Source organism: Parageobacillus sp. G301 (assembly GCF_030268025.1).
Classification (GTDB): Bacteria; Bacillota; Bacilli; order Bacillales; family Anoxybacillaceae; genus Parageobacillus_B; species Parageobacillus_B toebii.
The window spans coordinates 1,233,555-1,246,766 of the sequence record NZ_BSDB01000002.1 but is presented as its reverse complement, the minus strand read 5'-3'; the positions used below and the strand labels follow the sequence as shown (position 1 = coordinate 1,246,766).

General features: G+C 43.0%; 15 protein-coding genes and 1 riboswitch. Of the genes, 2 read left to right on the top strand and 13 right to left on the bottom strand.

All coding sequences use genetic code 11. The annotated features are described in order from the left end of the window. Positions 1–43: 43 nt before the first annotated feature. On the bottom strand, positions 44–634 hold the full coding sequence (scpB, locus tag QSJ37_RS15165) for an SMC-Scp complex subunit ScpB (RefSeq protein WP_285755949.1): 591 nt from the start codon (positions 632–634) through the stop codon (positions 44–46). Further along, positions 621–1,391, bottom strand: a complete 771-nt coding sequence (locus QSJ37_RS15160) for a segregation/condensation protein A (RefSeq protein ID WP_041269704.1) — start codon at positions 1,389–1,391, stop codon at positions 621–623. The genes scpB and QSJ37_RS15160 overlap by 14 nt, the downstream gene beginning before the upstream one ends. 126 nt (positions 1,392–1,517) lie before the next feature. Between QSJ37_RS15160 and QSJ37_RS15155 the strand changes: the two genes are divergently transcribed. Next, positions 1,518–2,033 (top strand): DUF309 domain-containing protein, encoded by a 516-nt coding sequence (locus QSJ37_RS15155; RefSeq protein WP_285755947.1) that lies wholly within the window; start codon positions 1,518–1,520, stop codon positions 2,031–2,033. Between the two features lie 15 nt (positions 2,034–2,048). Here the strand turns inward: QSJ37_RS15155 and QSJ37_RS15150 are convergent, their stop codons facing one another. From QSJ37_RS15150 to QSJ37_RS15125, 6 genes are all read right to left on the bottom strand, one after another. Then, entirely contained in the window at positions 2,049–2,396 is a 348-nt protein-coding gene (locus QSJ37_RS15150; RefSeq protein ID WP_285755945.1) for a GNAT family N-acetyltransferase, read from the bottom strand. A gap of 123 nt (positions 2,397–2,519) precedes the next feature. Further along, entirely contained in the window at positions 2,520–2,984 is a 465-nt protein-coding gene (gene ribH, locus QSJ37_RS15145; protein ID WP_015864364.1) for a 6,7-dimethyl-8-ribityllumazine synthase, read from the bottom strand. A 73-nt stretch (positions 2,985–3,057) separates the two neighbouring features. Beyond that, complete coding sequence (locus QSJ37_RS15140; protein WP_285755944.1) at positions 3,058–4,257, bottom strand: bifunctional 3,4-dihydroxy-2-butanone-4-phosphate synthase/GTP cyclohydrolase II; 1,200 nt, start codon at positions 4,255–4,257, stop codon at positions 3,058–3,060. Positions 4,258–4,273: 16 nt separating this feature from the next. Then, positions 4,274–4,921 carry a riboflavin synthase gene (gene ribE, locus QSJ37_RS15135; RefSeq protein ID WP_285755943.1) on the bottom strand — a complete coding sequence of 216 codons (648 nt, stop codon included), beginning with the start codon at positions 4,919–4,921 and terminating at the stop codon, positions 4,274–4,276. A gap of 15 nt (positions 4,922–4,936) precedes the next feature. Next, positions 4,937–6,022: a bifunctional diaminohydroxyphosphoribosylaminopyrimidine deaminase/5-amino-6-(5-phosphoribosylamino)uracil reductase RibD gene (ribD, locus tag QSJ37_RS15130; protein ID WP_285755942.1), complete on the bottom strand. Its 1,086-nt coding sequence runs from the start codon at positions 6,020–6,022 to the stop codon at positions 4,937–4,939. A 339-nt stretch (positions 6,023–6,361) separates the two neighbouring features. Further along, a riboswitch (FMN riboswitch) is annotated at positions 6,362–6,496 on the bottom strand. Between the two features lie 264 nt (positions 6,497–6,760). Beyond that, complete coding sequence (locus QSJ37_RS15125; protein WP_171699238.1) at positions 6,761–7,201, bottom strand: peptidylprolyl isomerase; 441 nt, start codon at positions 7,199–7,201, stop codon at positions 6,761–6,763. A 135-nt stretch (positions 7,202–7,336) separates the two neighbouring features. On the opposite strand from QSJ37_RS15125, the gene QSJ37_RS15120 reads away from it, so the two are divergent. Further along, positions 7,337–8,218, top strand: coding sequence for a DUF1002 domain-containing protein (locus QSJ37_RS15120; protein ID WP_374719802.1), 882 nt, complete (start codon positions 7,337–7,339; stop codon positions 8,216–8,218). 45 nt (positions 8,219–8,263) lie between these two features. Here QSJ37_RS15120 and lysA read toward each other — a convergent pair whose 3' ends face one another. The 5 genes from lysA to spoVAD all read right to left on the bottom strand — a co-directional run bounded on the left by lysA (position 8,264) and on the right by spoVAD (position 13,196). Continuing rightward, entirely contained in the window at positions 8,264–9,583 is a 1,320-nt protein-coding gene (lysA, locus tag QSJ37_RS15115) for a diaminopimelate decarboxylase (RefSeq protein WP_285755940.1), read from the bottom strand. Positions 9,584–9,791: 208 nt separating this feature from the next. After that, complete coding sequence (locus QSJ37_RS15110) at positions 9,792–11,264, bottom strand: spore germination protein (RefSeq protein ID WP_483313604.1); 1,473 nt, start codon at positions 11,262–11,264, stop codon at positions 9,792–9,794. Then, a complete protein-coding gene (gene spoVAEA / locus QSJ37_RS15105) occupies positions 11,245–11,823 on the bottom strand; it encodes a stage V sporulation protein SpoVABEA (protein WP_285755937.1) in 579 nt (192 codons plus the stop codon). The genes QSJ37_RS15110 and spoVAEA overlap by 20 nt, the downstream gene beginning before the upstream one ends. Positions 11,824–11,829: 6 nt before the next feature. Further along, positions 11,830–12,180 carry a SpoVA/SpoVAEb family sporulation membrane protein gene (locus QSJ37_RS15100; RefSeq protein ID WP_352177345.1) on the bottom strand — a complete coding sequence of 117 codons (351 nt, stop codon included), beginning with the start codon at positions 12,178–12,180 and terminating at the stop codon, positions 11,830–11,832. Then, positions 12,180–13,196: a stage V sporulation protein AD gene (gene spoVAD / locus QSJ37_RS15095; RefSeq protein WP_285755935.1), complete on the bottom strand. Its 1,017-nt coding sequence runs from the start codon at positions 13,194–13,196 to the stop codon at positions 12,180–12,182. Before spoVAD ends, QSJ37_RS15100 begins: the two co-directional genes overlap by 1 nt. Positions 13,197–13,212: the final 16 nt, after the last annotated feature.

Below are 13,212 nucleotides of genomic sequence, written 5' to 3'. Positions count from 1 at the left end.
TGCCAAAAAACGAAAATATAAAGTTATTCCTATCTTATCATACTCATGTTGATTCGTTAAAATTTTCTTCAAATTTTTCGAAAAACAAATCAGCTTCTTTCTCCACCTCATCATCTCCCTGTAATTCCGGAAGCGGAGGCAGTTCCTCCAACGTTTTCAAACCGAAGTAGTCAAGAAACTCCTTCGTCGTGCCATATAAAATCGGGCGCCCCGTTCCTTCCGCACGCCCGACTTCCTTTATAAGCGCTTTGGCAATTAGCGTTTGTATCGGTTTATCGCTTTTCACCCCTCGAATTTCTTCAATTTCCGCTCTTGTAATCGGTTGGCGGTAAGCGATAATCGCCAATGTTTCTAACGCCGCTTGCGACAACGAAGTCGAACTTGGCGATTCAACAAGCTTTTTTAAATATGGGGCATGTTCTTTTTTTGTCGCCAGTTGAAATACTCCTGCTAATTCAATAAGCTGAATGCCGCGCTTTTGCTGTTCATACTCCTCTTTCAGCATATGAATGATCGCCTGTGCTTGTTCTTCTTCAATTTCTAAGACGGCGGCAATTTGCTGAAGCGATAATCCATCATCGCCTGCAGCAAATAGCAGTCCTTCGACAATCGCTTTATATTCATTCATCTCCATGTTGTTCCATCCTTTCGTTGCTAGAGATGAAAATATCGGCAAAATTTCGCTCTTGCTCAATAATAATCGCATTTTTTTTCATTAATTCTAAAATCGCTAAAAATGTCACCACAATGTGTCCACGGTCATAATATGGAAATAAATCATAAAAATTTTTTCTCGTTTTTGTACGTCTCAGCTCCTCTAAAATTTCCTCCATCCTCTTTTCAATCGAAATGTCTTGACGGGTAACTTTCGTGTGAAGCGGTTTTTGCAATTTTTTGCGGCGCAATAGTTTTGACAGCGCGCCAAGCATATCGTAAACATTTACATCGAGCGGCCGCTTCATCATTTCTTTTTCGTCTGCATACATACTTAAATCGCTCGGCGGCTTTGTAAATAAAAGCGCTCGCTCTTCTTCCTTCTTTTTCAATGCTTGCGCCGCTTCTTTAAATTTTTTGTATTCTAACAACCGCTGCATTAATTCTTCACGCGGATCGCTTTCAGGCAGCTCCACGCCTTCATCCAATATTTCTTCTTCGTGTTTTGGCAGCAACATTTTGCTTTTGATCGCCAAAAGCGTTGCCGCCATCACCAAATATTCACTTGCGATATCCAGCTGCAATTCTTGCATCGCATGAATATATGCCATATATTGCTCGGTAATTTGCGCAACAGGAATATCATAAATATCGATTTCGTAACGATTAATTAAATGCAACAAAAGGTCGAGCGGACCTTCAAACGCATCAATTTTCACATTATATTGCACGTTCATCCCACCATTTTCATTACGCTATCGTTAAGTATAGACGATCATCTAACATTGTCCAAGCAAATTTTTCACGTCTAATATGATACAATTGATATATTACGGATACAACAATAGAAAGGTTGTGAAACGATGTATCCTGACGCTTATATCCGCTATTTAATTCATTTTCATACAGACCGTGATTATTTTGAATGTCATGAAATATTAGAAGAACATTGGAAAAAAGACGGTTACAAAAAAGTATGGGTCGTGCTTATTCAAATTGCCGTAGCGCTGTACCATCATCGCCGCAGCAACGGTCAGGGGGCGCTGCGTATGATGCGAAAAGCACTATCACTTTTACAAAAAGAACAAAAAGCGGTTCGCGAGTTAGGGTTAGATGAACAGCGGCTTGCCAAACAGCTGGAACGTTATATCGAACGAATAGCACAAAACGAGGCTTATAAAAGCATCGAGCTGCCTATTTGCGATGAAACATTGCAGAAAATGTGTCAAGCGATATGCGATGAGCGCGGGCTTTCTTGGGGAAAAGCAAGCGATATGAGTGATGTATTTTTAATTCACAAACATAAATTGCGCGATCGCTCGGATGTGATCGCGGCACGAGAGGAAAAGAAAAAGAGTAAAGAGCTGCCAAACCACTAAACGGCAGCTCTTTCGTTAAAACTGACATTTATCTAAAAAAGACGCGGTAAATTCATTTGCCTGCAGTCGATGATTAGGATACATATCCTTTAACGCCTTTACCATTTGTTTTCCAATACCTTGATGACGGTGCGAAGGATTTACACTAATATGTTGAATTTCGACAACGTCCTCGTCTCGCAACAGCACTCCGATAATGCCAATAATATCATCGTTCTCTTTCCATAAAAACAGTTGCCAATCATCGTTTGTTTCGTACTGTTTGATCGTTTGCTGCAGTTTCTTTAAGTCTTTTTCTGTCGGCATGAACGACAGAAGACCCATGGCAATTTTTTCATAGTTTTTTCGATAACGAATCAGCATAAAAACTCCCTCATTACCGACAAAGACTTTTCCAAAATAGAAAAGTGCTTCCGTCATTTTCTCATTACGTATTATAAACGTTCTTAGTTATATTGTGAACTCTTTCATGCATTTTTACTCCAATTAAGCAAACGTGCGAAGAAGATTTGCCATCTCAATGGCGCTTACCGCAGCTTCCCATCCTTTATTTCCCGCCTTCGTTCCGGCGCGTTCAATCGCTTGCTCAATCGTATCTGTCGTTAATACTCCAAATATAACCGGTGTTCCCGTTGATAAAGCTGCGTGGGAAACCCCTTTTGCTACTTCATTGCATACGTAATCGTAATGGCTTGTCGCCCCGCGAATGACCGCGCCAAGCGCAATGACGGCATCATATTGCCTCGATTCGGCTAATTTTTTCGCTATAAGCGGAATTTCAAACGCTCCTGGCACCCATGCTACTGTCACATCGTTTTCATTGACCCCGTGCCGTTTGAGGCCATCCATGGCGCCAGATAATAACTTGCTCGTAATAAATTCATTAAAACGGGAAATGACAATGGCAATTTTTAATCCTGTACCGACTAAATTTCCTTCCATTACTTTCATCGTAAATCCTCCTATCTTTTCCGCCCATCGTATTCATCATAATACAAAAAAACAAAAATGGCGAACATGTTTTTTAAAAATGCAACATATGTCCTAATTTTTCATACTTCGTCCGCAAGTATTTTTCATTTTCCTTGTTCGCCGGCATTTGCAGTGGAACACGCTCGACGACTTCAAGACCGTGTCCTTTTAATCCAGTGATTTTCCGCGGATTATTTGTCAATAGTCGCATTTTCGTCACGCCAAGATCTTTTAAAATTTGCGCGCCAATCCCATAGTCACGCAAATCGGCAGGGAATCCAAGCTTTTCATTTGCTTCCACCGTATCATAGCCTTGCTCTTGCAGCTTATACGCGCGCAATTTATTGATTAACCCGATGCCGCGTCCTTCTTGACGCATATATAATAAAACGCCGCGTCCTTCTTCTTCAATTTGGCGGAGCGCCGCATGAAGCTGCGGTCCGCAATCACAACGGCAGGAGCCAAACACATCACCTGTTAAGCATTCGGAATGCACCCGAACAAGAATCGGTTCATCTGGAAGGATTTCGCCTTTGACTAAAGCAACATGCTCTTTTCCATCAACAATATTTGTATAGCCAACCGCTTTAAACTTGCCAAACTCTGTTGGAAGCATCACTTCTACTTCGCGTTTCACTAATTTTTCTTTTCGGCTCCGATACTCGATTAAATCTTTAATCGTGATCATTTTCAAATCAAATTCATCAGCGATTTTTCTTAAATCCGGGACACGCGCCATCGTGCCATCCTCTTTAATGATTTCGCAAATCACACCAGCCGGCTTTGCACCACATAATCGCGCTAAATCGACCGCCGCTTCCGTATGGCCGGCGCGCCGCAATACGCCTCCTTTTTTCGCCACAAGTGGAAAAACGTGCCCAGGACGTTTAAAATCGCTCGCTTTCGCATTAGGATCTAACAGCGCTTGAATCGTCATCGAACGTTCATAAGCGCTAATGCCTGTTGTCGTTGATTTATAATCAATGCTAACCGTAAAAGCAGTGCCATGAGAATCCGTATTATGATTGACCATTGGGGCTAAATCAAGCTTATCGGCTAATTCTTCCGTAATCGGAACGCAAACAAGGCCACGGCCGTATTTAATCATAAAATTAATCACTTCTGGAGTCGCTTTTTCCGCCAATGCGACAAAATCTCCTTCGTTTTCACGATCTTCATCATCACATACAATAATGACTTTCCCTTGCATCAATTCATAAATCGCTTCTTCGATCGTGTCAAACATCGTCATGTTCCTCCTTTTTTGCTTACTTAAAACCGTGCCGTTCTAAAAATTCGAGCGTAATCGCCGACTTCGGTTCTTCTTTTTTTCCTTCCATGAACTGGGCAACATATTTTCCGATGACATCACATTCGATATTGACAATGTCTCCTGGCTGTTTATCGCCTAAAATCGTTTCCGTGCGCGTATGCGGAATGAGCGAAATCGTAAACGTGTCATCGGATAGTCCAAAGATCGTTAAACTCGTTCCATCGACAGCGACAGACCCTTTTAAAATCATATATTTCCGCAATTCCTGCGGGATTTTAATTTCATAATACACCGCATTCGCCGATGGCCATTTGCGAATGATTTCACCGATGCCGTCGACATGTCCGGAAACGAAGTGGCCGCCAAAACGGCCGTTTGCTGCCATCGCCCGTTCTAAATTCACTTTCGAACCTTTTGTTAACGTGCGCAGCGATGTGGCTCTTACCGTTTCCGGCATCACATCAACAGTAAACGATCGGTCCGTAAACGACGTTACAGTCAAGCAAACTCCGTTGACCGCGATGCTGTCCCCAAGATGAACGTCTTCTAAAACTTTTTTTGCTCCAATCGTCATCACAATCGCTTCGCCTGACTGTCTCATTTGCTCGATCGTACCGACTTCCTCAATAATTCCTGTAAACATCGTGTACTCACCCTTTTATTTTGGTATCGCGACGATTTTTATATCTGGCCCGATCGTCTCTACTCGCCGAATTTCTAGCTGCATAACGTCAGCCATGCCGGCAAAACCAATTCCCCCGATTGGCGTCGGCGCTTGTTTTCCGCCAATGATCTTCGGAGCAAAGTATGCGACGATTTCGTTAACTGCCTTAGCTCGCACGAAACTATCATGCACGTGTGATCCGCCTTCAACAAAAAGGGAAGTAATTCGTTTCCCGCCAAGCACGCGCAACAATTCATCTATATCAATACGAGGCTTTTTCATGGAAATAATTTGTACATTTTCTTTCTCATACCGCTTCCTTTTTTCGACGCTGATTTCACTGCCGACAACAATCCACGTTTCTGCTTGGCCATCATTGAGAATGTTTGCATCAAGCGGCGTGCGCAAATGCGTATCTAAAACGATGCGTATCGGATTTTTTCCACCCTCGGAAAGCCTTACGGTTAAACTTGGATTATCCGCAATAACGGTGTTTACCCCAACAAGAATCGCATCATGCACCGCCCGATAGCGATGCACATCTTCCCGGGCCGCTTCGGATGTGATCCATTTGCTTTCTCCGGTTGTCGTTGCAATTTTTCCATCAAGACTGCTTGCATATTTTAGCGTCACAAACGGCGTTTTTGTCGCAATGTAGTGGAAAAACACGCGGTTTAACTCATCCGCTTCCTCTTTCAACACCCCAAGCTTCACGTCAATTCCCGCACTCCTTAGCTTTTCGATGCCTTTACCGGCTACGAGCGGGTTTGGATCTGTCGTCGCAATGACGACGCGTTGAACACCTGTTTCCACTAATAAATCGGCGCAAGGGGGCGTTTTCCCATAATGACTGCACGGCTCTAGCGTTACATAAACGGTAGATCCTTTCGCTTTTTCTCCCGCCATACGGATGGCATGTACCTCCGCGTGCGGCTCCCCTGCTTTCAAATGGGCGCCAAATCCGACAATTTCTCCATCTTTCACCACAACAGCGCCGACAACCGGATTAGGAGACGTTTGTCCAATTCCTGCTTTGGCGATTTCGATTGCTAGGCGCATATACTGTTCATCGTTTCGCATGGCGCTGCCTCCTTTTTTGGCATAAAGAAAACCCTAGTCCAAAGTCCTAGGGCAGGATTATGTAGAATCACAATGATTGCATTTTTGCGTACTAAAGCGGGGGAGTGAATTTTTCGGCATTTTTAGACACATTATCTAAAAAATAACCTTGGATAACTCTCTTTGTTCATATTATGAAAAAATAAACAAAACACACCGCGAAAACGCCATTTATCTGGCGTTTTTATCGCTGCTCCACATAGATAATCCCCTTTAAATATCGCGTTCTATATTTTGGAAAGCGGAGTTGCGACAAACGAAACCGCTCCTTATCTAATATAGTACGGCCATATGCATCTTGTGATCCTTCTCCCATCCAGACTATACTGTCGGCTCCGGAATTGCACCGGATCGTGCCTATAAGGCTCGCGGGCTGAGAAGTGACACCACTTCATCACCGCCGGTCGGGAATTTCACCCTGCCCCGAAGGATACGAACAATATGGAATTTTTTATTATTATATCACACAAAAACGGTTTGTCTATTCATTCACGATTGTGAAACAAAAACGGATGGCTTAAACGATGTTTTTATTATTTCGCGATATACAGCCAATAAATAATCCCCCATACAAAACTTGCTCCTAATAAAAGAAAAAATAATATCCATTTTTTCCGCTCCATTCTTTCACCTCTTACGGAGATGGTGTTTCACATATTTAAAAGACTTAACAGAGAAACTGTTAAGCCTTTTTCATCCTTATTCCTCATCAAACACTTTTACTTCTTTCATGACATCGCCGTTTTTCATTGATTTTACAACATCCATTCCCGATGTCACTTGGCCAAATACGGTGTGTACCCCATCTAAGTGCGGCTGTGGTTCATGAACGATGAAAAATTGGCAGCTTCCTGTATCACGGCCGCGGTGTGCCATCGAAATCGCACCGGTCACATGCTTATGCGGATTGTGATCGGTTTCGCACGGAATCGTATAGCCGGCATCCCCCGTTCCGTTGCCATATGGGCACCCTCCTTGGCTGACAAAACCAGGAATGACGCGGTGGAATGTCAAACCGTTATAAAATCCTTCATTTGCTAATTTTTCGAAATTTGCTACCGTAATCGGCGCTTCATTTGGAAATAGTTCAAACTCGATTTTTTCCCCATTTTCCATTAAGATATATCCTTTTTTCGCCACACGTAAACAGCTCCTTTTTTCATGATTGCGCATCACTATCATATCATTGTTGTTCACATAAAAAAAGTAATATAATGTATTACGGATATGTTGAAAAGGGGTATTATTACGAAGGAGGATGACATTGTGAAACGAATGTTGATAGGGTCTCTGCTTGCATCGTTGCTATTTACATTTCCAGCCATGGCAGCAGCAGATGCGGCAGAAGGCGATGTGATTATTACATTAGGCGAAAATTTAACCGAACAGCAAAAGCAACAAATTTTAAATGAAATGAATGCTCCAGACAACGCACAAATCATTACGGTTTCTAACGCGGAAGAACATAAATATCTCGATGGTCTTATTCCAAAAGCGCAAATCGGAACGAGAGCAATCTCCTCATCGATGATTACGATCGGTGCGAAAGGCTCTGGGTTGGACGTAGAAACTCACAATATCACATGGGTAACAGAAGAAATGTACACAAACGCCCTGATTACAGCGGGAGTGAAAGATGCGAAAATTTATGTCACTGCTCCGTTTGCAGTGTCCGGTACGGCAGCGTTAACCGGATTAATGAAGGCATACGAAGTCTCTTCCGATCAAGTCATTCCTGAGGATGTAAAAAAAGTGGCTACGGAGGAAATGGTCAAAACCGCAAAACTTGGGGAATCCATCGGAACGGATAAAGCGGTTGCCCTTCTTGCGAAAATTAAAGAAGAAATCGCAAATAATCCGCCGCAAACGGATGCCGATTTGCGCGCGCTTATTGAAAAAGTCGCAAAAGACCTCGGAATTACGTTAACGGAAGATGAAATAAACAGTTTAATTTCGTTATTCAATAAAATGAAAAACGCTAATATCGATTGGAATCAAGTCAATGATCAATTAAGCAAAGCGAAAGATAAATTATCCACGTTCCTTCAATCGGAAGAAGGAAAAACATTTATTCAAAACATTATCGACATTTTAAAAGAAATTTGGAACGCCATTAAATCAGCATTTACTTCTTCCGAGCCGCAAAACAATCAATAAGGAAAAAGCGCCCAAACGTTTTTTGGGCGCTTTTTATTTGCAAACTTACTTATTCACTTTTGTTTTAAGCGGTACATCAAGCCGCACTAAATCTTCATACGTTTCCCGTTTAACAACGAGTTGTGCTTCTCCATTTTCCACAAACACGACAGCTGGACGCGGAATGCGGTTATAGTTGTTCGCCATCGAATAGCCATACGCCCCAGTGCAAAAAACTGCTAAATAATCTCCAGGGGCTGCTTTTGGCAGCGGCAAATCCCAAATAAGCATATCTCCTGATTCACAACACTTCCCGGCGATGGCGACAATTTCATTTTTTTCGTCCAACACTCGATTCGCTAACACCGCTTCATACTTCGCATCATATAGCGCCGGGCGGATATTGTCGCTCATCCCTCCGTCTACCGCAACGTAATGACGGACATTCGGCACATCTTTGCGCGAACCGATCGAATAAATCGTTGTTCCCGCATCGCCGACAAGGGAGCGTCCCGGCTCAATCCAGATTTCTGGCATTGGAATATTTTGTTCGCTTACTTGTTTTTTTACTTCCTCTACAATTTGGTCGACGTATTCCGAGACAGGAATCGGGTCGTCATCACTCGTATAGCGAATGCCAAATCCACCGCCAAGATTGACAACCGTTGGAATAAATCCGCACGTTTCCTTCCACTGACCAATTTTTTGGAAAATTTTTTGTGCCGCCAACACAAATCCTGTCGTTTCGAAAATTTGCGAACCGATATGGCAGTGAATTCCCATTACGGAAAAATGCGGGGAAGATAGCGCTTTTTGCAGCGCTTCATCTGCTTGGCCATTGTTCAAATCAAACCCAAATTTTGAATCTTCCTGACCGGTTAAAATATAATCGTGCGTATGCGCCTCCACACCAGGGGTGACTCTTAGTAAAATCGCCGTTTTTTTTCCGTACTGCTTGCTTAGTTGTTCCAACAATTCCAGTTCATAAAAGTTATCGACAACAATGCATCCGACTCCATGATCAAGGGCCATCATTAATTCATCACGACTTTTATTATTTCCATGAAAATGGATGCGTTCTGGTGGAAATCCCGCTTGCAATGCTGTATACAGCTCTCCTCCTGACACTACATCCAACGATAATCCTTCTTCCTCTGCTAACTGAACCATCGCAATGGAAGAAAATGCCTTGCTTGCATAGGCAACTTGTGCTTTGACACCATGTTTTTGAAACGCTTCTTTAAACCCCCGCGCACGCTCACGAATGAGTGCCACATCATAAATATACAATGGTGTTCCATATTCTTTCGCTAAATCAACGGTATCGACACCGCCAATTTCTAAATGCCCCTTGTCATTGACACGGCTTGTCCCATGAAAAAACATACGAACCCCTCATTCCCGCAAAATAAAAATTATCAAACCGCATTAATTTATGCATGCAGAAAGCAAAAAAAGACAGTTAGCATGAGGTATAACTGTCTTTTGAAGAAAAAAGATTACGTATAAAGTATCATAATTATAAAAAAGTTGCAACTTCTAAGCGTGTTGATGAGCCAATAATAATCGGTCCTTTGAGCGGCTTTTTGCAAATTTATGACGGTTGCCTGCGGCGGTTTTGCGGATGGACGATGCTCGGTCTTACTTTTGCTCCCGCTACAGAACGACGGACGATAATTTGCATAAATGCGGCCGGATCAAACGGAATAAACGGCCATAAGTATGGCGTGTTTAATGAACGAATTCGAATCAGCAGAAGCAAATAAACCGTTGTGCCGATCACAAGCCCTGGCACTTTAAACAATGCCACCGCAATGACAAGAAACAATCGTGATATTTTATTCGCAATGCTCAACTCATAGCTTGGAGTCGCAAACGAACCGATGGCGGAAACAGAAATATATAAAATTACCTCCGGGACAAACAATCCGACATTGATCGCAATTTCTCCGATTAACACCGCGGCGATTAAACCCATTGCGGTAGAAAGCGGCGTTGGGGTATGAATCGCTGCCATGCGGAGAAACTCAATTCCAAAGTCGGCTATTAAAACTTGTATGATAACTGGGATATTCGTCTGTTTGTTTGGTCCGATAAATGCCCATTTATCCGGCAATAAAGATGGTTCCAGTACGAACAACACCCAAAGCGGCAATAAAAATAGCGATGTCAAAATGCCTAAAAAGCGCACCCAGCGTACAAATGTCCCGACCGCTGGAGATTGCCGATATTCTTCGGCATGTTGCACATGATGAAAAAACGTAGTAGGAGTTATAATCACGCTTGGTGACGTATCTACCATAATTAATACATGTCCTTCAAGCAAATGAGTGGCAGCAACGTCTGGACGCTCGGTATAACGGACGAGCGGATACGGATTATATCCTTGCTTCACTAAAAATTCTTCTATTGTTTTATCTCCCATTGTCAGTCCATCGATATTAATTTGTTGAAGTTCTTTTTTTACAAGTTCAACAAGCCCTGGATCGGCGACATCTTTAATGTAAGCAATACAAATATCTGTTTTTGAACGTTCCCCTACTTGTAAAATCTCAAAACGAAGCCGCTCATCACGAATGCGGCGCCGCGTTAGCGCCGTATTGACGATAATATTTTCTACATAACCATCACGCGCCCCGCGCACCACTTTTTCCGTATCTGGCTCTTCCGGCTGCCGCCCCGGATAGCTTCGTACATCGACGATAAACCCCGTCGATTCTCCTTCAATTAAAATGATCATTAACCCTGATAACAACCGATCAACAGCCTCATCTAAATTATTGACAGTGCTTACTTGTTGATGAACGAGGCGGTTTTCGATAATTTGCTTTGCCTGTGCCGTCTGCCGTTCGTTGTCATTAATACGGACAATTTGTTTTAATAGCTCAATTAAAAATTGCGTATCGCATAAACCGGTGCAATAATAAATATGTACTTCCCTATTTAATACATGAATTTTCCTTACCCCTAAATCAAAACTAGTTCCAACTCCAATTTTCTCCTTAAAAAATTTTTCATTGTCGACGAGCTTTTCCGAAATGGGAACTTTATTGGTGTTGGCTGTCACGATACTCACTCCTTTCAAGGATTAACTCCACTGCTTGTCGTGTAATTGGTGAGCCGTACTTAATATGATCGCGATATCCCATTTTTCCAATATCACCGATTCCAACAATAACAGGAATATTTAATTGGTCTAAACAATATACGGTATCTCCATTAATACGGCCTATTTCTAGCTCGCGAATCCCCTCTTTATCCACTCCATATTCTGTCACGTTTCCGTCGCGATCAACGCTAATATGCACCTTTGCCCATTCGTGCTTATGAGTATTGGAAGCAACGGCAATCGCTCCTAATACCTCAATTTGTTCATGCGTTGCCACATATTTCAGCGCTTGCTCCCCCGCTCCCTCGCCAATGGCTCCGCAATCATCAAACATGACGAATACGGGATCATACGGTGTTTGTAAAATAAGTTCAACGAGTTCTTCACCGGTTAGTTTTGTCGGATTGCCATGGGAGCGAGAAATGCATCGTCCCCCTATTTGTTCAGCAATATATTGAATTGTCCGGCATGCAAACTCATCGCCGTCTGTTACTAATATGACTCGCCTTTTTTTCATAATCGATTACCCTTTCGGCCTACATATAAGAGCGGTAAAAAATGAAAGTACAATGGTAAATGACAAAATGGCGCCGGCAAATTGAAACATCCCTGCACCAATGGCCAGCCATCCGTTTGACTCTTTTTGTACCAATACCCCTTTAATGAGAAAATAACCGAAACCGGTAATAGGAAGAGAAGCGCCTGCCCCGGCAATCGCAATAAGTCGATCGTAAATTCCGCTGATTCCCAAAATGGCGCCAACCGCAACAAGCAAGCTCATCATTTTCATTTGCGAAAGCTTTCCAATATCCATTAAAGATTGGGCAATGGCACAAAGCGCTCCTCCAACAATGAATGCCATTACATAATCCATCATGATTCCCCCTTTGCCGCTTCAATCACAACACCATGCGCAATAGCTGGAATCGACTGTTTTTGCTGCATCATCGTTGGGCTAAATAGCGCTCCTGTTGCGACAACGAAAATTTTTTGAAACGCGCCGCGTTCCATTTCTTTCAATAAATGCCCGTATGTTACTACCGCGCAGCAAGCACATCCGCTGCCTCCGGCAAATACTTTTTGATCCGGCCAGTAAATCATTAAACCACAGTCGTTATAATTGCTCGTTACATCATAGCCTGATTCAGCAAGCAGCTGTCTAACAATAACGCTTCCTACTCTTGATAAATCCCCTGTTACAATTAAGTCATAATCTTCGGGAGAAACGCCTAAATCAATAAAATGTTGTTCAATCGTGCTTGCGGCGGCCGGTGCCATCGCCGATCCCATATCTAAAGGATTCGTCATTCCCGCATCAATCACTTTTCCGATTGTAGCAGCAGTAATGCGCCATCTTCCTCTTTTCCGTCCCATGACCAATGCTCCCGCACCTGTCACAGTAAACGTTGCTGTTTCCGGTTTTTGTACTCCCAATTCGGTCGGATAACGAAATTGCCGTTCTGCCGTGGCATTATGACTACTTGTTGCCGCTAATACTGTTTCAGCAAATCCGCCGTCAATTAACGCGGCGCCGACAGCTACTGTCTGCATGGAAGTAGAACAAGCTCCAAACATGCCTAAAAACGGAGTGGGAATCGTTTGGGCGACATAGTTGGCAGTGATGTTTTGATTCAGCAAATCTCCGGCAAGGAAAATGTCGATATCATTGAATGAAATATTTCCTTTTTGCAAGCAAACGCCAATCGCCTCTTGCATTAAACGCCGCTCTGCCAACTCCCACGTCTTTGCCCCACAATATAAGTCATCATGCGTAATATCAAAGCTGGCTCGAAGCGGACCTTCCGCTTCCAACGGTCCTACTGCCGTTCCAGTTTCCTGAATGTAAATATCATGTTCGAACACCCACGTTTGCTTTCCAACGAGCTTCATGGGAAATCCCTCTTTC